The 22,198-nt window shown below is 51.3% G+C and carries 18 protein-coding genes; 9 read left to right on the top strand and 9 right to left on the bottom strand.

Annotation, left to right across the window (positions count from 1 at the left end):
• Window positions 1-94 precede the first annotated feature (94 nt).
• The 9 genes from tldD to csrD all read right to left on the bottom strand — a co-directional run bounded on the left by tldD (window position 95) and on the right by csrD (window position 13,412).
• The gene (tldD, locus tag AC2A06_RS07230; RefSeq protein WP_484379848.1) at window positions 95-1,540 is read right to left on the bottom strand and encodes a metalloprotease TldD; all 1,446 of its coding nucleotides are present in this window, start codon (window positions 1,538-1,540) and stop codon (window positions 95-97) included.
• Window positions 1,541-1,547: 7 nt separating this feature from the next.
• Window positions 1,548-2,408, bottom strand: a complete 861-nt coding sequence (gene nit1 / locus AC2A06_RS07225) for a deaminated glutathione amidase (RefSeq protein WP_484379847.1) — start codon at window positions 2,406-2,408, stop codon at window positions 1,548-1,550.
• Window positions 2,405-6,220 carry an AsmA2 domain-containing protein YhdP gene (gene yhdP / locus AC2A06_RS07220; RefSeq protein ID WP_484379846.1) on the bottom strand — a complete coding sequence of 1,272 codons (3,816 nt, stop codon included), beginning with the start codon at window positions 6,218-6,220 and terminating at the stop codon, window positions 2,405-2,407. Before yhdP ends, nit1 begins: the two co-directional genes overlap by 4 nt.
• A 100-nt stretch (window positions 6,221-6,320) precedes the next feature.
• Complete coding sequence (rng, locus tag AC2A06_RS07215; RefSeq protein ID WP_023490117.1) at window positions 6,321-7,790, bottom strand: ribonuclease G; 1,470 nt, start codon at window positions 7,788-7,790, stop codon at window positions 6,321-6,323.
• A gap of 99 nt (window positions 7,791-7,889) precedes the next feature.
• The gene (locus tag AC2A06_RS07210) at window positions 7,890-8,474 is read right to left on the bottom strand and encodes a Maf family protein (RefSeq protein WP_484379845.1); all 585 of its coding nucleotides are present in this window, start codon (window positions 8,472-8,474) and stop codon (window positions 7,890-7,892) included.
• Between the two features lie 10 nt (window positions 8,475-8,484).
• Window positions 8,485-8,973 (bottom strand): rod shape-determining protein MreD, encoded by a 489-nt coding sequence (mreD, locus tag AC2A06_RS07205; protein WP_023490119.1) that lies wholly within the window; start codon window positions 8,971-8,973, stop codon window positions 8,485-8,487.
• Window positions 8,970-9,980, bottom strand: a complete 1,011-nt coding sequence (gene mreC, locus AC2A06_RS07200) for a rod shape-determining protein MreC (protein WP_023490120.1) — start codon at window positions 9,978-9,980, stop codon at window positions 8,970-8,972. Before mreC ends, mreD begins: the two co-directional genes overlap by 4 nt.
• A 90-nt stretch (window positions 9,981-10,070) precedes the next feature.
• Window positions 10,071-11,114 (bottom strand): rod shape-determining protein MreB, encoded by a 1,044-nt coding sequence (gene mreB / locus AC2A06_RS07195; protein ID WP_023490121.1) that lies wholly within the window; start codon window positions 11,112-11,114, stop codon window positions 10,071-10,073.
• Window positions 11,115-11,441: 327 nt separating this feature from the next.
• Window positions 11,442-13,412, bottom strand: coding sequence for an RNase E specificity factor CsrD (gene csrD / locus AC2A06_RS07190; protein ID WP_484379844.1), 1,971 nt, complete (start codon window positions 13,410-13,412; stop codon window positions 11,442-11,444).
• 257 nt (window positions 13,413-13,669) lie between these two features.
• Here csrD and acuI point away from each other — a divergent pair, with 257 nt between their 5' ends.
• The 9 genes from acuI (at window position 13,670) to prmA (ending at window position 22,078) form a co-directional block, all read left to right on the top strand.
• Window positions 13,670-14,647, top strand: coding sequence for an acrylyl-CoA reductase (NADPH) (gene acuI / locus AC2A06_RS07185; protein ID WP_484379843.1), 978 nt, complete (start codon window positions 13,670-13,672; stop codon window positions 14,645-14,647).
• 211 nt (window positions 14,648-14,858) lie between these two features.
• Window positions 14,859-15,860, top strand: a complete 1,002-nt coding sequence (gene msrP / locus AC2A06_RS07180; RefSeq protein ID WP_484379842.1) for a protein-methionine-sulfoxide reductase catalytic subunit MsrP — start codon at window positions 14,859-14,861, stop codon at window positions 15,858-15,860.
• Window positions 15,861-16,469: a protein-methionine-sulfoxide reductase heme-binding subunit MsrQ gene (gene msrQ / locus AC2A06_RS07175; RefSeq protein WP_484379841.1), complete on the top strand. Its 609-nt coding sequence runs from the start codon at window positions 15,861-15,863 to the stop codon at window positions 16,467-16,469.
• 277 nt (window positions 16,470-16,746) lie between these two features.
• Window positions 16,747-17,199, top strand: a complete 453-nt coding sequence (gene aroQ / locus AC2A06_RS07170) for a type II 3-dehydroquinate dehydratase (protein WP_023491472.1) — start codon at window positions 16,747-16,749, stop codon at window positions 17,197-17,199.
• Between the two features lie 155 nt (window positions 17,200-17,354).
• On the top strand, window positions 17,355-17,813 hold the full coding sequence (accB, locus tag AC2A06_RS07165; protein WP_023491473.1) for an acetyl-CoA carboxylase biotin carboxyl carrier protein: 459 nt from the start codon (window positions 17,355-17,357) through the stop codon (window positions 17,811-17,813).
• 11 nt (window positions 17,814-17,824) lie between these two features.
• A complete protein-coding gene (gene accC, locus AC2A06_RS07160; protein WP_484379840.1) occupies window positions 17,825-19,168 on the top strand; it encodes an acetyl-CoA carboxylase biotin carboxylase subunit in 1,344 nt (447 codons plus the stop codon).
• A gap of 338 nt (window positions 19,169-19,506) precedes the next feature.
• On the top strand, window positions 19,507-19,749 hold the full coding sequence (locus tag AC2A06_RS07155; protein ID WP_023491476.1) for a YhdT family protein: 243 nt from the start codon (window positions 19,507-19,509) through the stop codon (window positions 19,747-19,749).
• The gene (panF, locus tag AC2A06_RS07150) at window positions 19,739-21,184 is read left to right on the top strand and encodes a sodium/pantothenate symporter (RefSeq protein WP_473196667.1); all 1,446 of its coding nucleotides are present in this window, start codon (window positions 19,739-19,741) and stop codon (window positions 21,182-21,184) included. The genes AC2A06_RS07155 and panF overlap by 11 nt, the downstream gene beginning before the upstream one ends.
• A gap of 12 nt (window positions 21,185-21,196) precedes the next feature.
• Complete coding sequence (gene prmA / locus AC2A06_RS07145; RefSeq protein ID WP_484379839.1) at window positions 21,197-22,078, top strand: 50S ribosomal protein L11 methyltransferase; 882 nt, start codon at window positions 21,197-21,199, stop codon at window positions 22,076-22,078.
• Window positions 22,079-22,198 lie beyond the last annotated feature (120 nt).

The raw sequence follows: 22,198 nt of genomic DNA, 5'->3' as shown, positions 1-22,198 counted from the left end.
CGCTATAACGATAAATTGCCGGGCAAAGCGGTAATACGTTTTTGAACGGTACTTGCATCGGGCCTCGACATGTAGTGTCGAGGCCCGGTGATTATTACGCAGTGCCACCAACGGTTAAAGAATCAAGCTTCAACGTCGGTTGCCCAACGCCAACCGGTATACTTTGCCCCTCTTTACCGCAAACACCCACGCCTTGATCCAGCGCCAAATCGTTACCTACCATCGAAATCTGTTGCATCGCCTCAATACCCGCACCAATCAGCGTAGCCCCTTTCACCGGGGTGGTAATGCGACCCTTTTCGATCAAATAAGCCTCTGACGTGGAGAACACAAACTTGCCAGAGGTAATATCCACCTGACCTCCACCAAAGTTTGGCGCATATAAGCCATAATCGACGCTGGCGATAATCTCTTCCGGTGTAGATTTCCCCGCCAACAGATAGGTATTGGTCATGCGCGGCATCGGTAAATGGGCATAAGACTCACGGCGACCATTACCCGTCGGGGCCACTCCCATCAAACGCGCATTGAGTTTGTCCTGCATATAACCTTTAAGAATACCGTTTTCGATCAACACATTGTACTGACCTGGTACCCCTTCATCATCAATAGACAACGACCCTCGACGCCCCTGAATCGTGCCGTCATCCACCACGGTACAGAGTTCAGAAGCCACCTGCTTGCCCATCTGCCCACTGAATACCGAAGTACCACGGCGGTTGAAATCACCTTCCAAACCATGCCCGACAGCTTCATGCAACAGCACGCCAGGCCAACCTGCCCCCAAAACCACCGGCATGGTACCAGCAGGAGCGGCCACGGCGGAGAGGTTGAGCAAGGCCATACGCACCGCTTCTTTGGCATAAGCGTCAACACGGATTTCACCCTCAACGCTTTGCAGAAAATAGTCATAACCAAAACGACCACCGCCGCCACTGGAGCCACGTTCGCGCTTGCCATCCTCTTCCACCAGCACACTAACGGAAAAGCGCACCAATGGCCGAACGTCCGCAGCCAAAGTGCCATCGGTTGCTGCCACCAGCACTTGTTCATAAACACCGGTAATACTGGCCGTAACTTCCTGCACCCGTTTATCTTGCGCGCGTGCCACTTTATCCACCCGATGCAGCAGGGCAATTTTCTCTTCACGCGGCAGGCTTTGTAGCGGATCAAGCAGTGGATACAGCGCCTGATGGCTGATTTCACCCAGGGTATGCACTTTACCGTTGCCACTGTCACGCACAATGCTGCGTGCCGCCTGAACACTTTGGTTTAACGCATTCAACGTTAACTGGTCGGCATAGGCAAAACCGGTCTTTTCACCGCTCACCGCTCGCACACCAACACCTTGATCTATATGGTATGAGCCCTCTTTGATAATGCCATCTTCAATTCCCCAAGCTTCATGATAGCTGGATTGGAAATAGAGGTCGGCGTAATCAAGGCGGCGTTCAGCCAGTTGCCCCAATGCGGAGAAAAGGTCTTGATGACTCAGCTTATTCATAGCGAGTAACTGCTCACTGACAAACGTCAGGCTCATAGTTTTTTCACTCTTTATTGGCGGAAAGGGATTCAGCCGGTGCAATCAGCGTTGGCTGGAATCTATTGTGTTGCATTACGGGCATCTGGCTGCGTATTGTTTGTAACTTACTGCGATCCACACGCACCTTCAGCGCACAGACCCCATCGGCGTTTTCTGCCAACACATTGCCCCAACCATCGACTGCCATGGTATGTCCCCAGGTACGGCGCGTGGTACCGTGGCGGCCAACCTGAGCTGGTGCCAGGATCACACACTGGTTCTCGATAGCACGGGCACGCAGCAAGATCTCCCAATGCGCCTCACCAGTCACCCGGGTAAATGCCGCAGGCACCGAGATTAACTCAGCCCCTTGTGCCCGCAATGCCTGAAACAGACCGGGGAAACGCAGATCATAGCAGATTGTCATACCCAAACGACCCACCGGGGTGTCAACCACCGTCAATTGGTGACCATGCTGATAGGCGTCAGATTCACGGTAATGTGCATGCACATCGTTAATATCCACATCAAACATGTGCATTTTGTCGTAACGACCACGGATTTCACCTTGGTCATCAAACAGCAAGCTACTGGCGGTAATACGCTGTGAGTCTTCGCGGCTAATTAGCGGCATCGACCCTACCAACAACCACACCCGATAACGGCGGGCCATTTCACGCACGGCCTGCTGCAATGGTCCATCCCCTTGCTGTTCTGCATGCTCACGATAAGCAGCGGTGTTGGCAAACAGTAAGGCATTCTCTGGTGTCATAACCAGTTTAACCCCAGTACCGAGTTGCTTAATCTGCTGCTCTATCTGGGCCAGGTTATCTCGTACCTGTTCACCACTACACAGTTGTAGCAACGCAACATTGGTATTTTTCATTGTGCCTTCTCCTCCCTTGGCTTCCGTAACACCTCATTAATATTGGGTTGATCGAGGCTACCGGTAATGTCATAACGAATAAACGAAATCTTGCTCCACAAGGGGCCCAACACTTTCGAAGCAGCAAATACCGCGACCCCAACAATCGGGTTAATCACAAAGGCCGTCGCCACGCCCACTGTCGCAGAAATTTCTGGGGCAATCACTGCTTGCATGGCAATCTGCCGATTGACCAGATCAATATGCCCACTCATGCCAATATCAGCGGACAGGCCATCAATCAACAAGTTATCCGTATGCATTATGCCATTTTTCACACTGGCCGTGCCGCGTATTGAGTCAAAGTAAAACCCGCTACCAAAGATATCGCTAAAATCGAACTGCAATTTGCGTAACAAAGCATCAAAGCTGACCAGACGCAATAACTGCCCAGCCCGCCCCGTCTCAATAACATCACTCTGGCCTTTACCCAAGTCAATGTCCAGCATGCCGTTTAATGTATTGAACTGCGGCTTCCAGGGTTGCCCACGCCAATTCAGATCAAAATCAATATTGTAAGGCGCATTCTTCAATGGAATGGTTATGCCAAAGAAACCGACGGTCTGATCAATTTTACTGCCCTGTAGTTTACCTTTCAGCGCAGTTCGCTCCTCCTGGCTACTCTGTTTCCACAAACCTGTGACGTTCATCCGACCATAGCCGGTATCCACCACGCCATGCTCCAATACTAATTTGTCATCCAGATGCTTAATATCAGCTTCTACCATCCCCAGGTTCTGCCCCATAAACCAGCAGGATTTACAGCGCAATATCAAAGAGGGCAACCCGCGGAACGAGATCTTCTCAGAGGTGGCAAATAGGTTACTCGGGCCAGTACCGTTGTTATCATTGGAAAACTGCGGGTTATAATAAAGATAAGCGAAATCCGCACGCCATGGGCCATTGTCCGGTATCGACAAGCGGCCATCCAGCTCTTTGCCTTTAGCAACTACCATCACACCCGCCAGTTGCTGTTCCACCGCGAGGTGGATATCACGCCACAGTTGTCCACCCAACTGTAATTGGCTGGTATTGAGTATCAGCATGGCCGGGAAATTAAAACTCCCCATGTTGTCTGAGCCACTGCGCTGTTTTTTTGCCGGAGCCATTAACGCTAACCATGGTTCACCATCCACTGTCGGCAAATTAAGGACTAACGATTTATCCTTGGGTAAGGCGGGCGTCACCGTCGTATTGTCGTCCCACACTGCGCGCGTCAAGTTCACCTGTTGTTTTGACAGTAACCACTCACTATTAAAATGATTCTGCTTACCAACATTCCCTTTGAGCATAAACCCGTTCAGGCCACCATTAACATTAATACTAACCGGTAATGCTTCGCCGGCTGCTTTACTCAGTGGAGCAGGTAAGTGACTACTTACTTTTTTCAGGTCGGCATTAACATCAATATTATAACTGGGCTGACCTGTTTGGTGAGGCAGATTAATCGCCACCTTCCCTTGCCAACCGGCATTGCCGGCGAGCGATTTAGCCAGCTCAGGGGATAGCCCCTCAAGCTTGGCCAGTTGCCAGTTACCTTTCATAGCAACGTTAACTTTATAGTTGTGAGCCCCGTCCTCAGTAGTAAAGTTGACCGCCAGCGGTTGCCCGAACCAATTAGCAGCCAGGGTATCACTCTCCAGGTTACCGTTATTGAAACGGAATTTACCACTGACTTGTTCTAACTGACTGCCTAGGGGGTTAATCAATAACGCGTTGTTATTGAGCGTCACTTCACCTTTAGCAATCACCTGCTCACCATTAAGTGGAATATCAAGATGTAAGCGCCCACTGACATTCCCCCCTACCTGCAATTCATCCAGAGCAGCTCCAACTGAATCATCCAATGGCGTCTGTAGGAAATAGTCATGGATAGCCTGCCCTGTACCCGCGACTTCGGCATCAATAACTAGCCGTTGCATCAGGTAATCAGAGATCACCGCAGAGATATTGCTACCCACGACATTACCCAACAGCGTCTTCGGAGCCTGCATCCACAAACCCTGGTTGGAGAAATCAAGATCAATAGCCAGATCATGCAACGCTGGCCAACCCGGCTGAAACTGGAAAGTAGCATGGCGCAACGGGACAGATACCTGGAAATGGCCCTCGTTTTGCCTATAGGGAAAGTTTTGTGGATTACCGGCATAGATCAGTGAAGCATTGTCTACCTGCCCCCCTTGAATAGCTGCGCTCAGGTAGTCCACCAGATGTTTACCCATCAAGGGTTCGGGGAAATAGCGCCAGGCATCAGCGCCATCATACAGACGGATCCCCGCGAGAATCGCCAGCCAGGGTTCCCCGTTCACCGGTTGCTGGTAACTGAAATCACCATTAGCCCACAGCGATTTGGCTTGCACATCCAACCCCTGCCCCGCCAGTTCCCAGCCCTGGTCACTGTGCTGCCAAGTTAATGAGCCCCGCGCACGGCTTATCAACAATGGCGCACGAAACATATCGCCATAGGGTAGTGTGCTATTGTTTAACGCTAAGGTCAGGCGGGCATGTTCCGTGCTCCCCTGTAATTCACCAGAAAAGTGGTCTCCCCCCGGTAAACCTTGCCAAGGCTGCCAATTCAGATCCTGCCACCAGGCCTGAAAACGGATTTTTTCTGGCTGCTGCAGCGGAATATCCAGTGCCAACGCCGGTAACTTGCCTTGTGGTTGCAGGTGTTGCCAGTATGACATCAACGTTGGGCTGAGGAATGAGAAAGCCGGAAGCAACCCTTCAAGGCGTTCCAACTGAATATTGCTGGCTCGGATACGCAGCTCTTCCTGCTGATTTGATCCGATGGGTTGGCGACGTTCTGGCAGCCATAGGGCGGTAAAAGCCCCCGGAGGCCAAGCCTGGCCATCGGTTTTCAGCTTCAGTTCCGGCACATGCAACTGCCAGCCACTGTCTTGGTTACTGAGCATCAACGCCAGATTATCCACCGCTAAATGGTGGCGATCACTGCCTGCCAACCAACTGGCGGTCCCCTGCTTGAGTAAAGCATCACCACTGCGAATTTGACCCGACTTGAGATGTAACCAAGCGGCAAGGCTGAAGTTGGCACTTTCCAGACCGGTGTTCGTTTTCAACCAGCGACTAAACCAGGGTTTCATGTCAATATCATCGGCCTGCAGATAAATAGTGCCGGTATTGAGTAAGCCTTCCTCATCACGCAGGTCCAGGCGCAGCTGTAGCTCACCATGCTGACCATTGAGCGTCGACAGGCTAAGCTGCCCCTCTGCGCGGTGGCGGTTATGATTATTTAGCCAAGTGAGTTGCGGGATATGGAATTGAACTGGCGAGCCAGAGGGTGCCAGAAACGAGATCCGGCTGTCACGCAGAACAAAATGGTCCAACTGATAGAGAAACAGATCGGTGACTCTGCCCGGCTGGAGCCCATTGCTGTTCTCATCACTAGTGGTGAGCTGGGTGTTCAGATCGAGTTGTAGCTGATAGAAAGTCAGATCGCGGAAACGCCAACGCCAGTGCAACAAAGACTGCCACACATCTAACGCCAACGTCACCCGGGCTATCTGCAGGGAACTTTGCGGGAGCGTCAGGTGGATATTGCGGACTTCCAGTGTCGGCCCAAAGGTTTCCCAACTGCCTTGAACAAAGTCTGCTTCAACCGGCACCCCAGAGATGGCCTGCACTTTTTCCAGCAATTGCGGGCGATAGCGGTCCAGCTCAGGCAGCACCAAACGCAACCCGCTGATCAGCAATGCCACCACAACAATTAAAATGGTGCCTGTGGCTAACAGGATCCCGGGCAGTCGCCTCACGCACTTCTCCTTGTTTCCGTTGACTGGCAACGTGAATTCTCTGCACCAGCGAGTCAGTCTACTGCCCCTACCAGGTAGGTGTTTCAGCACAACCAACCCGCTACATCATCACAACATCAAACTGTTCCTGGCTGTACAACGGTTCGATCTGTACCTTAACCTGTTTACCCACAAAGATTTCGACCTCCGCCAAAGCATGAGACTCTTCACCTTTTAATGCATCACCCACGGCGGCTGACGCATAGACCAGGAAACGATCAGAATCGTAAGCATGGTGAACACGCACAATTTCACGCATGATCTCATAACAGACGGTTTCTACCGTTTTCACCGTTCCTCGCCCATGACAGGTAGGACAATCGTTGCACAGCACATGTTCGATGCTTTCACGCGTCCGTTTACGCGTCATCTCTACTAATCCTAGCTGAGAGAAACCGTTGATTGTGGTTTTTACCCGATCTTTACTCAATGCCTGTTCTAGAGAATGCAATACCCGGCGACGATGCTCTTCATTACTCATATCAATAAAATCGATAATGATAATGCCGCCCAGATTACGTAACCGTAACTGCCTGGCAATCGCCTGAGTGGCTTCAATATTGGTATTAAAGATGGTTTCATCAAGATTACGGTGACCAACAAAAGCCCCCGTGTTGATATCCACGGTGGTCATTGCTTCAGTTTGATCAATAATCAAATAACCACCGGACTTCAACTCAACCTTGCGTTCCAGCGCCCGTTGAATTTCGTTTTCCACATCGTACAAATCGAAAATCGGTTGGCTACCGGCATATAGTTCAAGTTTGTGGCTAATATCCGGAATATACTCGCTGGTGAACTCCACCAGTTGATCATGGGTCAACCGCGAATCGATACGGATCCGATCCAGCGCCGCTCCGGCAAAATCACGCAGAATGCGGTGTGCCAGCGCTAACTCACCATACAGTTTGCACTTGGTCTGGTTACGCTTTTTGCGCTCCATCACCTTGGTCCACAGACGCTTGAGAAAAGCCGCATCCTGTGCCAACTCCTCTTCACCCACGCCTTCAGCCGCAGTGCGGATGATAAAACCACCTAAATCGTCGCAATATCCCGCTACCGCCGCCTTGAGTCGTTCACGTTCGGCCTCACTTTCAATCCGCTGAGAAACGCCCACATGGGCGGCTCCGGGCATAAAAACCAGATAACGTGAAGGCAAGGTAATATCCGTTGTCAGCCGAGCCCCTTTAGTACCCAGCGGATCTTTCACCACCTGAACCATCAGATCCTGCCCTTGGCGAACCAATTCGGCAATATCACGTACATTGAAATTCTTTTGTTCATCACCCGCGACACACTCGGTGTGCGGCATGATATCGGAAGCATGCAAGAATGCTGCCTTATCCAGGCCAATATCGACAAAAGCCGCCTGCATACCGGGCAATACCCGGCTGACGCGCCCTTTGTAGATATTACCCACGATACCGCGCTTAGCTTCGCGCTCAATATGGATCTCTTGCAGAATACCGCCATCAATATAGGCAACCCGCGTTTCAGCCGGTGTGATATTAACCAGTAACTCAGCTGTCATGTTCTCTCCTCGGAGCCTGGGTATGGGTTGCCATTAACCTTTGATTCTTCACCATCGCCAACTTTATACAGTGTGAACAACTATGGGGATGCAATACCATCAACCGGCCCTTGCTTTTTGTAATGCAATAAAATGATTGAACAGTTCCTGTGTCTCCACCAAGGGTAAGCCCACCACTGCGTGATAACTCCCGGTTATCGTTCTGACGAAACACCCGCCCTTTCCTTGGATTCCATAGGCGCCCGCTTTATCCATCGGCTCACCGGTGGCGATATAGTCGCGAATATCTTGCGGCAACAAAGTGCGGAATGTCACCTCAGTCACCACCCGTTGGCACAGCACGTCCCGCTGGTCAGCAATCGCCACTGCCGTCATCACCTGATGTTGCCTACCTGATAATGCCGCCAGCATTTGCGCCGCATGTTGCTCATCCTGAGGTTTTTCCAGTATCTCGCCATCCAGCACCACAATGGTATCCGCCCCCAACACAGGCCGATCTGGTGGTACCAGAAGCACACCGGCACGGGCCTTATCTTGCGCCAGACGGCAAACATAATTTTCCGCTGTTTCACTCTCCTGACGTTGCTCTTGCGTATGCGTCAAAATAACGTCAAACGAAATGCCAAGCAGAGTCAGTAACTCACGCCGACGCGGTGAAGCGGAAGCAAGATAAAGCGACGACATCAATATCACCTCATTGTACGGCAAACTGACGGCGAATCTTGCGCATCAGCAAGAATAGCCATGGCCACAACACACCATTGACGACACTGCTCCAGAATATCTCCGGGCGGAAAGAAACGTTGATCACCATAAACTCAGCCCAGAAGACAATCACATCCATGGCCAATGATAACAGCACCACCACCAGCGCTTGTTGCCACAGGGCCATATTGCGGAACAATTGACATTTGAATGCTACCAGGTAGGCAATGACCCCGAGCGCCAACGCACGCACTCCGAGCGTTGACCCCAGGATCAGGTCCATGATAAACCCGAGAATAAACCCCGTCCCCACATTAACCCGATGTGGTAAAGCCATCACCCAATAAGTCAGGATCAGCAATAACCAAGAGGGGCGGAACATATAAATCTGCTCCGGCCATGGCATGATTTGCAGCACTAATGCGATTAAAAACGACAGCCAGATTATCCAGCGCCCATGGCTGCGATAACTGTTCATCTAGGCGCTCCAGCGCCCGTGGGCGTGCTGGAAGGAACACTTTGGGGCTGCGTGGTTTCGGCCGCTGGCGGCGGTGCCGGCGGCCCCATGGCATCCGCTGGGGGTAATACATGCGGCATCATTTGCATTAAACGGTCATTGGCAACACGATGTACTTCGTCGGGCGCTAATGGCATCACACCATTACGATCTGCCCCCCACAGCAACAATAAATAACGCAAACGTTGTAAGCCTGCCGTAGGTCGAGCCTGAATCACGGTATAAGCACGTTCATTATCCACCTTCACCGAAGAAACCACCGCGACCGGATACCCCTCGGGGAAACGACCACCTAAACCGGAAGTCACCAAAACATCGCCGACACGGATATCGGTATTACTCGGTAAATGTTCCAGTTGCAAGTCATCCGTACAACCGCTACCCGCAGCAATAACGCGGATATCGTTACGCAACACCTGGATCGGTAGAGCATGGGAAGCATCACAAATCAGCAGGACACGACTGGTCATTTTCGCCACGGCTACCACCTGCCCAACCACGCCTTTATCGCTGATAACCGGCTGACCGACATACACCCCGTTGTCGGAACCTTTGTCGATCACCACTTGGTCGGTATAAGGATCAGTGTCAGTAGATATCACCTGCGCGACCATTTTTTGTTCATCCTGACGTAAAGGAGAACCTAATAGTTCACGCAAACGAGCATTTTCCTGTGTGAATTGACCAAGAAGAAGGGTATCGCTGTTTTTCAGTAACAGTTCCTGCCGTAGAGCACGATTTTCCAGTTCCAACTGTTGGCGAGTAGCCAACGTTTCAGACATGCTGTCCAAAAGCTTACGCGGCCCATTGGCCAAAAAATAAAAAGGGCTGACAGCGGTATCCATGTAATTACGTATTTTACCGAAGGTACCGAGTCGGCGGTCAGCAACGATCAGGACTAGAGCCACGATCACTGCCAGAAAAAGGCGTAACTGCAGGGAAGGTCCCCTGCTAAAAATTGGCTTCATAAATTATGCGCGTTCCTCGACAACAGATAGAGGAGAGCACCAGATGCCGTTAACGCCATCTGTTACACTCCCTCCACTCTGGGCTGCAAGCTATTCTTCGCTGAACAAATCGCCGCCATGCATGTCGATCATTTCCAACGCCTTGCCACCACCGCGAGCCACGCAAGTCAATGGATCTTCTGCCACCACAACCGGAATGCCGGTCTCTTCCATCAGCAAACGATCCAGATTACGCAACAATGCACCACCACCGGTCAGCACCATACCACGCTCAGAAATGTCAGACGCCAATTCTGGCGGACACTGCTCCAGTGCAACCATGACTGCACTGACGATCCCCGTCAGCGGCTCTTGCAGTGCTTCAAGAATTTCATTGGAATTCATCGTAAAGCCACGCGGCACACCTTCTGCCAAGTTACGGCCACGCACCTCAATCTCACGCACTTCATCATCAGGGTAAGCCGAACCGATGCTGTGCTTGATGCGTTCTGCCGTTGCTTCACCGATCAATGAGCCGTAGTTGCGGCGCACATAATTAATGATGGCCTCATCAAAACGGTCACCGCCGATACGCACGGAAGAGGAATACACCACGCCATTGAGCGAGATCACCGCCACTTCGGTAGTACCACCACCAATATCCACCACCATGGAGCCAGTCGCTTCAGAGACAGGCAAGCCAGCACCGATAGCAGCAGCCATGGGTTCTTCAATCAGGAATACTTCCCGTGCACCGGCGCCTTGAGCAGACTCACGGATTGCCCGACGTTCAACCTGAGTGGCACCAACCGGTACACAAACCAGCACACGTGGGCTTGGGCGCATAAAACTGTTGCTATGAACCTGTTTAATAAAATGCTGCAACATTTTTTCCGTCACGAAGAAGTCGGCAATAACACCGTCTTTCATCGGGCGGATAGCCGCGATATTACCAGGGGTACGCCCCAGCATCTGCTTGGCTTCATGACCTACGGCTGCAACGCTCTTGGGTGAACCTGCACGATCCTGGCGTATCGCCACGACAGAGGGTTCATTCAATACAATGCCTTGTCCTTTAACATAAATCAGGGTATTGGCGGTACCCAAGTCGATGGACAAGTCATTAGAAAACATGCCACGAAATTTCTTAAACATAACGAAAGGATAATCCTGCAATCTGAGGGCGGAAAATAAGATCCGCCTACTTTACCAACCACTCGAAGCAGCGACAAGGCGCAAAAATGTTCTACTTCGGTGAAAAATAGTCTGCATTACTGACCTATGACTGCATGTACGAAAAGCAAACGAGTACTGAAACCCAACAACACAGGCCCAGCTCCCCACCCGATAAACGTACCCAACGGGGTAACACAGCGCATAAAATCTCACATTTCTCCTGATAACCAACGGTAAAAAAAGCAACCACTGACACTCACGGGAAAAGAGTCTCTATTCTACGTTAATTTTTACCCGATCATCAGGTTAAACACGATAATGACGTGAATATTTTTTACAACTCACGTCGATAGGTTCCGCCAGAGCAAAAAAATCACCCTGTCCACCGTGAACTCCACAGGCTTTCAACGTCTGCCACTCATTACGCGAACGAACCCCCACAGCAAAAACCTTAGTCTGAGTACCTTCACAAGCCCCAGCCAAACTCTGCACAAAGAGTTGGTTCTCATCACGCCGATCAATACTCCTCACCAACCCTGGGTGAAGTTTAACAATCTCCACCGGTAACGACTTGATATAAGAGATACTGACCAGCGTTAATCCAGCCTGAGAAATAATCAAGCGACAACCCAAGCCCGTAATCAATCGTAACACCTGACGCAAACGGTCGATATGTTGACACACATCTGCCTCAGCAAGTTCAATCAGAATTCGCCTACGGTAACTTTTTTCACACTGTAACAGCATATCGCGCAAACAACGTTGAAAACTACGCTGCAATAATGAGCTAACACACAGGGGAAATGCCAGATCCTCTTCCGGCCATAACGCCAATAACGGAATGATGCGACTAACATGCTGGCGGTCATAACTCTCTGCCAAGCCAAACTGCTCGATCAGCGGTAGATACTCCGCAGGCAGTAACTCCTGTGTACCATCATAGATACGGCTCATCACCTTACGGTGATGCACATCTCCCTGGATGGTGATCGCCGGTTGCAAATAAAGACGCGGCCCGCCACGGGCCAGTACCTGTTCGAGCAAAGTGCGCCATTTAACATTACCACGCCCTTTCTCAGGCACATCACTATCATAAACATACCAACCATTCTCTCCTTGCAGTACGGCATTTCGGCTGGCCTGTTCTGCCTGATCGATAATCTGCTCTGTGGTTTGCCCACTACGGTAAGCGACAATACCAATATGTAAGAAGGCTTCACGATCAACGATCTGCATCGTTGGTGGTAAACTATCGATAGCATTAATCAATTGGGCGGCGATCACATCCGCCTCTTTTAGCGTGCGATGCGGCAATAAAACAGCAAAGTCACTGTGAAAATAGCGGGCCAGCAGTGCAGCAGGGTAGCGCATGATAAAAGTAGAAAGCAGGTTCACCAACAAGTACATCAACTCCTGTACTGCGGCGCTGCCATGAGCTTCACGCAAGGTATCGAAATCAGGCAAGCGCACTATCATCACAATCCCGTGAGCCCCTTCCTCCTCCAACAGCGTCGTGAGCTGATTATCAAAAAACAAACGGTTATTCAGACCCGTCTTGGCATCTTGTGCGGCAAAAGCGCGGATCAGGGTATCAACCCGGCTGCGTTCCTCGCGTGCTTCCGCCAAATCCGCTAGTAGGCGGTCTAGTGCACCACTCACACTGGCGGGCCATTCGCGCACATCGCCCTTCAATACATCTTCCCGCTCACCGTTAAGAATGCGTCGCGCTCGATGCTCAAGGCGCTCTTCACCCTCTGCCTGTTCACGTAACCAGCGCAAACTGAGCATCAGGATCATCAGCATGACAATAATAGACAGGGTTACCGCACCGGTGGATTGCAATGAGAATACGTTCACCGCGAATGGATCACGATAGGTGATCTTCAACTGGGTACCAGGATGATGCATCAACTCCAACGAAATTTGCCGATAGCCCATCAGTGTTCCCCATGGCGTTGTTGGCATAGGTACGTTGTAAGATAAAAGGGGGTGATTTTCGCTATCCACTTCGATTGTTGCTAGGGGATTTTTTTCGCTATCCACTTCGATTGTTGCTATCCCTAGCGGCTTCATCACTTGCGGTACCCAGATGTTCAAGTCTGATATCTGGCCGAGCAACATAGCCTGATCAAAAGACGTTGCCAAGGCTTCAAAGCGACGTTCCATACGTTCTTGCGTGATAGAGAAGAAACTGTATGAACACCCAATCAACACTAAAAACATCGCCAATACCACCAGCAGAGTAATTAATGCAGAGAGTTTGGTGGTGAATCTCATCCTTGTACCTTGCCCGTGATGATTAAATAAAGAGTCAGCTTTTCTCGCCACCCTTCAAGATGAAGAGTTGCTGACTACCTGCGCCAATCGAACAAATAAAATTGTGCAAACTATTTTTTTTGCTCACCCGTGATTACCTACCGACCCTTTCAATCAACCTGAATGTAAAAAGCCGGATCTTGCTCAAAGGCATTGCTGCCCCTTATCACCTACAGTAACTTTAAGTATAGAGAATAAAAAACAAGGGGAATAATGACATGCGTGCATTGTTATTGGAACAACGAGACAATCAAGTCCTGGCGCAAGTGACAGAGATAGACAGCGCTCAATTACCAGAGGGTGAGGTGCTGGTCGATATCAACTGGTCAAGCCTTAACTATAAAGATGCGCTAGCCATTACCGGCAAAGGAAAGGTTATTCGTCATTTTCCCATGGTGCCGGGTATCGACTTTGCCGGAAAGGTTCACAGCAGTACAGACCCACGTTTTAAACCGGGTCAGCAGGTTATCCTCACTGGCTGGGGTGTCGGTGAAAATCACTGGGGGGGCTTGGCAGAACAGGCCCGTGTCTGCGCCGAATGGCTATCACTACTGCCATCAGGGCTGAGTGAACGCCAGGCGATGATCCTCGGCACTGCGGGTCTGACCGCCATGTTATGCGTGATGGCGCTGGAAGAGGGGGGAGTTACCCCCAACAATAGTGATGTTCTGGTCACCGGAGCCAGTGGTGGCGTAGGGAGTATCGCCGTCGCCCTGCTGGCTGCCCTGGGCTATAACGTCACCGCGATCAGTGGCCGCAGCAGCAATACCGACTATTTACACTCACTGGGGGCCAAAACCGTTTTGCCACGCAGCGACTATCTTGAATTACCACGTCCATTGGAGAAACAGCTCTGGGCGGGAGCCATTGATACGGTTGGCGACAAATTACTGGCTCGCGTATTGGCACAGATGAATTATAACGGCACCGTTGCTGCCTGTGGGCTAGCGGGGGGCTACCAACTGCCAACCACCGTGATGCCCTTTATTCTGCGAAATGTTCGTCTGCAAGGGGTGGATTCGGTACAAACCCCGTTACATCGCCGCCAAATGGCCTGGGAACGCCTAGCCACCCTCCTGCCGGAGAGTTTCTACCAACAGGCAACTCAGGAAATTCAACTGGAAGATGTCCCTGCTACCGCGGCCGCCTTGATCAATAACCAGGTGACAGGCCGTACCTTGGTAAAGGTCCGCTGACAGCTGCGAGTCGGTCTACACCCCCTTGTCATACAAGCTGCAGCTTGCATGACAAGGGGTATAAGCACCAAGTTCTTAGGCAAACAGCCAATCTTCACATAATGTTTATATAATCATTATGCTTCTGACACGCCTGCTTTCCCCGCTTGATTTTATACTTAGCCATAAATTGCGGGACAAGACAGGAGGGAAACCAAAAATGAAACCAAACATGAAACAACCACGAAAACTGACCGAAGCCGACGTCACGCCGGAAAGTGTATTTTATCAACGGCGAAAAATACTCCAGGCGTTAGGGCTCAGCGCCGCCTCACTGGCGTTACCCACCCCGAGTCGGGCCGACTTATTATCTTGGTTCAAAGGCAACGATCGACCTAAAGCGCCACCGGGAAAACCCCTGACGTTCAGCACCCCTGAAGTCTGGCAAGCCAAACTGGCCCTGACACCGGAAGACAAAGTGTCTGGTTACAATAACTTCTATGAATTCGGTCTGGATAAAGCCGATCCCGCGGCCAATGCTGGCTCGCTGAAAACTGACAACTGGCAGGTGAAGATCGATGGCGAAGTGGGTAAACCCATCACGCTGGATATTGATGACCTGATCAAGCGTTTTCCCTTGGAACAGCGTATTTACCGTATGCGCTGCGTCGAAGCCTGGTCGATGGTAATACCTTGGATCGGTTTTGAACTGGGTAAGCTACTCAAGCTGGCCGAACCCAACAGTCACGCCCGCTATGTCGCCTTTCAGACCCTGTATGACCCAGAGCAGATGCCCAGTCAGAAAGATCGTTTTATCGGTGGTGGCCTGCAGTATCCCTATGTTGAAGGTTTACGCCTTGATGAAGCGATGCATCCTCTTACCCTGTTAGCCGTCGGCGTTTATGGCAAGATGCTGCCACCACAAAATGGGGCCCCGCTGCGCCTGGTTACGCCCTGGAAGTATGGCTTTAAAGGCATCAAGTCCATTGTGCAAATCAGCCTGACACGTGAACAGCCGCCCACCACTTGGAATCTGTCTGCTCCCGATGAATATGGCTTTTACGCCAATGTGAATCCCCATGTCGACCACCCGCGCTGGTCACAAGCAACCGAACGTTTTATTGGTGCTGGAGGCGTTCTGGATGTACAACGCCAACCCACGTTACTGTTTAATGGCTATGCAGACCAGGTAGCTTCGCTCTATCGCGGTCTCGATTTACGGGAGAATTTCTAAATGCGTTTAACCGCCAAACAGATTACCGGGCTCAAGGTGCTGATCACGTTGGCGGCCGTACTGCCATTCCTTTGGCTGGTTCTGGCAGTGATGCACGGTGGGTTAAGCGCTGATCCAGCCAAAGACATTCAGCACTTTACTGGCAGGATGGCGTTAAAATTGCTGCTGGCCACGCTACTGGTGACCCCACTCGCCCGCTACACCCGGCAACCGTTGTTAATGCGTACCCGCCGGCTGCTGGGTTTGTGGTGTTTTGCCTGGGCAACCCTGCATCTGGTGAGCTATTCGACACTGGAGTTGGGGCTAAGTAATATCAACCTGTTAGGGCATGAGTTAGTCACCCGCCCCTATCTGACGCTGGGGATGATCTGCTGGCTAATCCTGCTCGCGCTGGCCGCCACCTCAACATTATGGGCACAACGCCAATTAGCGGGGAAATGGCAAAAACTGCACAACCTGGTTTATCTGGTGGCGATTCTCGCTCCCATTCATTACTTATGGTCGGTGAAAACCGTCTCACCACCACCGGTGATCTATGCCACATTGGCACTACTGTTATTGGCGTTGCGCTATAAGAAATTTCGTTTATGGTGGCGCCCTAAGTCATAGAGAACGACAAGATTATTTGCCCCAATCCCCCGCTAAAATACGGAACTTTTCTGTGTTCTACCCCTCATAATCCAGTAGCAGTATGCATTGTTTGCTGATTTAGGGTTGAATATCTTCGCTGATAAGACCACTATTTAGCTGCGAATTGCTACGATATCATTATAATGCCTGACCTTGTCCCTGCCGTTGGCATAAAAACCCCCGGTAACAGGTGACAAATGGGTGACATCAGGTTATTTTTTACGATGATGGTTTTATTGCCGGAGATACCAGCACAATGGCGGATAAGTTTCACATTTTGCTTCTAAACGGCCCCAATCTGAATCTGCTGGGGACGCGTGAGCCGGAAAAGTACGGCAGCACGACACTGACAGAGATCGTTAATGGGTTGGAAAACCAGGCACTCGCTTTAGATATCACCTTGGGTCATCTGCAATCCAATGCCGAGTTTGCATTAATTGATCGCATTCATCAGGCACAGGGTAATACTGATTTTATTTTGATTAACCCAGCGGCGTTCACGCATACCAGCGTAGCGCTGCGTGATGCACTGTTGGCGGTGCAGATCCCGTTTATCGAGATCCATCTGTCCAATGTGCATGCCCGCGAGCCATTCCGTCATCACTCTTACCTGTCCGATATCGCGGTAGGGGTGATTTGCGGTCTCGGTGCCGAGGGCTATACGTTTGCGTTACAGGCAGCGGTTAACCGTTTGTTAAAAACCCATTAATTGTTATACCCAAGTCGATTCAAAGGGTAGGTAGGCAGCAACAGAGCCCATTTTCTGTAACCGGGTCAATCCGGTAAGGGAGAGGCGTGAAGGACGTTGCCAGCTACCGCTTGAAGAAGCACGGGTAGACACCAAAAGAGTACGGAATCACACTCATGGATATTCGTAAAATCAAGAAACTGATCGAGCTGGTTGAAGAATCAGGCATTTCTGAACTGGAAATTTCTGAAGGCGAAGAGTCAGTTCGCATTAGCCGTGCTGCACCTGTGCAGGCTTTCCCGACAATGCAACAGTACGCCATGCCAGCCCCTCAACCTGCCCCGGCCACCATCAGTGCACCTGCTGCCGCAGAAACGCCTGCAGCACCAGCAGCCATGAGTGGTCATATCGTTCGTTCCCCAATGGTCGGCACGTTCTACCGTACGCCTAGCCCTGATGCCAAAGCGTTTGTAGAAGTCGGTCAGACTGTCAACGCCGGGGATACACTGTGCATCGTTGAAGCAATGAAAATGATGAACCAGATCGAAGCGGATAAATCCGGTGTGGTCAAAGCTATCCTGGTAGAAAACGGCCAGCCGGTTGAATATGACGAGCCATTGGTCGTCATCGAATAACGAGGCGCACCATGCTTGATAAAATTGTTATCGCCAACCGTGGCGAGATTGCGCTTCGTATTCTGCGTGCTTGTAAAGAGCTTGGCATCAAAACCGTTGCCATTCACTCAAGTGCAGATCGCGATCTAAAACATGTCCTGCTGGCGGATGAAACCGTCTGTATTGGCCCGGCTCCATCGGTCAAAAGCTATCTGAATATTCCAGCAATCATCTCGGCTGCTGAAATTACCGGTGCGGTGGCTATCCACCCAGGCTATGGTTTTCTGTCTGAAAATGCCGACTTCGCTGAACAAGTTGAGCGCTCGGGCTTTATTTTCATCGGCCCTCGCGCTGAAACCATCCGTTTGATGGGGGATAAAGTTTCCGCCATCAATGCGATGAAAAAATCAGGTGTTCCATGCGTACCCGGCTCTGACGGCCCACTGACGGAGGACATGGATAAAAACCGCGCCTTCGCCAAGCGTATTGGTTACCCGGTGATCATCAAAGCCTCTGGTGGTGGTGGTGGTCGTGGTATGCGCGTTGTGCGCAGTGAAAAAGATCTCGAGCAGTCCATTTCCATGACGAAAGCGGAGGCCAAAGCGGCTTTCAATAACGACATGGTTTATATGGAAAAATACCTGGAAAACCCACGCCATATCGAAATTCAGATATTGGCTGACGGCCAGGGCAATGCTATCTATCTGGCTGAACGTGACTGCTCTATGCAACGCCGCCACCAGAAAGTGGTCGAAGAAGCACCAGCACCCGGGATCACCCCGGAACTACGCCGTTACATCGGTGAGCGCTGTGCAAAAGCCTGTGTGGAGATCGGTTACCGTGGTGCAGGTACCTTTGAGTTCCTGTATGAAAACGGCGAGTTCTATTTTATTGAAATGAACACCCGTATTCAGGTGGAACACCCGGTGACTGAGATGATCACTGGCGTTGACCTGATCAAAGAGCAACTGCGTATCGCTGCCGGTCAGCCGCTTTCGATCAAGCAGAAAGAAGTGAAGGTTCATGGCCATGCGATAGAGTGTCGTATCAATGCCGAAGACCCGAATACCTTCCTGCCAAGCCCAGGTAAAATTACCCGTTTCCACGCCCCTGGTGGTTTTGGCGTTCGTTGGGAATCTCATATTTACGCCGGTTATACTGTACCGCCGTACTATGACTCAATGATCGGCAAACTGATCACCTACGGTGAGAGCCGAGATGTCGCTATTGCCCGGATGAAAAATGCCCTGGCTGAGTTGATCATTGATGGCATCAAGACCAATGTGGAACTGCAGCAAAAGATCATGAGTGACGAAAACTTCCAGCATGGTGGCACCAACATCCACTATCTGGAGAAGAAGCTCGGACTGCAATAAATCGGCTAATCCGTTAGCCAACCATTAAAAACACCGTCTCAAATTTGAGGTGGTGTTTTTTTATTTGTCGCTATGCCCCCGGTTTTCCCTTCAATCAGCCCACCATTAACCGGTTTTTTTATCGCTCTTGATAAGATTACAGCTTGGCAAAAGCGCCCCTTGTCGTAAAATCCCCTCCTTTGCCAACCCATATACTCAAAATAATTCGGGTTGCTTGTAGGCAGCAAGTCTGAGAGTCACCAGGAGCATAGATAACTATGTGACTGGTGCGAGCAGATGTAGCCAACACCCAAGCAACTTGAAGAATGACGAGTAACCGTAAACCCTTGGAGGCAAGGATGGAACCCCGCTTTGTTCAAGCTCACCGTGAAGCACGCTGGGCCCTGGGCTTGACACTACTTTATCTGCTGGCCTGGTCGCTGGCGGCTTACCTGCCAGACAACGCCATTGGCATCACCGGTCTACCGCACTGGTTCGAGATGGCTTGTCTGTTATTGCCACTGCTGTTTATCGGCCTGTGTTGGCTGATGGTACGTGGCATCTTCCGCGATATCTCGCTGGAGGATAACCGTGCAGATTGAAGTCATTGTGCCGCTAATCGCCTATCTGTTACTGGTATTTGGCTTATCGTTTTATGCCTATCATCGCCGCCAGAAAGGTAACTTCCTCAGTGAGTATTTTCTCGGCAGCCGCTCGATGGGGGGCTTTGTTCTGGCAATGACATTGACCGCCACCTATATCAGCGCCAGTTCGTTTATCGGTGGACCCGGTGCTGCCTATAAATACGGTCTGGGCTGGGTGTTGCTGGCGATGATCCAGCTCCCTGCGGTGTGGCTTTCACTCGGCGTACTCGGTAAAAAGTTTGCTATTCTGGCAAGGCGTTACCAGGCCATCACACTGAACGATATGCTGTTTGCCCGCTATCAAAGTCGTCTGTTGGTATGGCTGGCCAGCCTAAGCCTGCTGGTCGCTTTCTTGGGGGCCATGACCGTACAGTTTATTGGTGGTGCGCGCCTGTTGGAAACTGCGGCGGGTATTCCTTACGATACCGGCTTGTTGATTTTTGGCGTCAGTATTGCGCTGTACACCTCGCTGGGCGGTTTCCGTGCCAGTGTGCTCAACGACGCCATGCAAGGGCTAGTGATGCTGTTAGGCACCATCTTGCTACTGGTTGCCGTGATCCATGCCGCTGGGGGTTTGCACAGTGCAGTAGATAAACTGCAACAGATCGATCCGGCGTTGGTCACCCCACAAGGGGCTGAGCAGATCCTCAGTCTGCCGTTTATGGCTTCATTCTGGATCCTAGTGTGCTTCGGGGTTATTGGCTTACCACACACCGCCGTGCGTTGCATTTCTTATCGCGACAGTAAAGCCGTGCACCGTGGCATGATCCTCGGCACTATCGTGGTGGCGGTGCTGATGTTGGGTATGCATCTGGCGGGGGCGCTAGGGCGTGCCGTCCTTCCCGATCTGACCATCCCTGACCAGGTGATCCCCAAACTGATGATCACGGTGCTCCCTCCTTACGCCGCTGGCATCTTCCTGGCGGCACCGATGGCCGCCATCATGTCGACCATCAATGCGCAGTTATTGCAATCATCCGCCACGATTATCAAAGATCTCTATCTAGGGATCCGCCCACAGCAGATGCAAAATGAGACCAGGATCAAGCGCTTCTCCAGTGTTACCACCTTAGTCCTGGGATTACTGGTGCTGCTGGCGGCCTGGCGACCGCCAGAAATGATCATCTGGCTCAACCTGTTGGCCTTTGGTGGGCTAGAAGCGGTATTCCTGTGGCCACTGGTATTGGGATTGTACTGGGAGCGGGCTAATGCACAGGGAGCACTTAGCTCAATGGTCGTTGGTGCGTTATGCTATACGCTATTAGCCAGCTTCAAGCTGCAACTGGCCGGGCTACACCCTATTGTGCCTTCGCTGCTGCTGAGCCTGTTGGCGTTTTATCTCGGTAACGCCTACGGCGAAAAGCGCCAGATGGCGTCATCCTTACCCTCTTAAAGAGAGATTGTTATGCCTTGGATCCAACTAAAACTAAACACCAGCGGCAGCCAGGCAGAAGACCTGAGCGATGCGCTGGTTGAAAGCGGTGCCGTATCCGTAACCTTTCAGGACACCCACGATAACCCGGTATTTGAGCCTTTACCCGGTGAAACCCTGCTGTGGGGAGATACTGATGTCATCGGTCTGTTTGATGCAGCAACCGATATGAGTGAAGTGGTGGCGATGCTCGAACAGCACCCGTTGTTGGGCAGCGGTTTCCTGCACAAAATCGAGCAATTGGAAGACAAAGATTGGGAGCGCGAATGGATGGATAACTTCCACCCGATGCGCTTCGGTGAACGCTTGTGGATTTGCCCCAGTTGGCGCGAAGTCCCTGACCCTAATGCGGTGAATGTGATGCTCGACCCTGGGCTGGCATTCGGTACCGGTACCCACCCCACGACGGCACTGTGCCTGCAGTGGTTAGATGGCCTGGACCTGAACGGGAAAACCGTTATCGACTTCGGTTGCGGTTCTGGCATCCTGGCAATTGCGGCACTAAAACTGGGTGCCGCGCGCGCCATTGGCATTGATATCGACCCCCAAGCGATTCAAGCCAGTCGCGATAATGCCCAGCGTAATGGCGTCTCCGAGCGTTTAGAGCTCTATTTACCCCAACAGCAGCCCAGCAATCTACAGGCTGATGTCGTCGTCGCCAACATTCTGGCAGGCCCACTGCGCGAATTGGCCCCCATTATTAGCGAACTGGTGAAACCGAACGGCTACCTTGGGCTCTCTGGTGTGCTGGCGACTCAAGCGGACAGTGTGGCACAAGCCTACCAACAGCAATTCAAGCTTGATCCGGTGAGTGAGCGTGAAGAGTGGTGCCGGATTACCGGCAAACGCAAATAGTTACACTTATTTCTATCAAAATAAACCATCGTAATTTTAATTAATTACGATGGTTTTGCCCTATTTTAGGACAAACAGCCAATTTATTATTAAGCAAGCTAAGCGTATTCTTCCTCACGA

The sequence above is a fragment of the Serratia sp. HNCC26DJ244 genome, assembly GCF_057180565.1.
The sequence above is the reverse complement of the archived record's forward strand: the minus strand, read 5'-3'. Positions and strand labels throughout refer to the sequence as shown.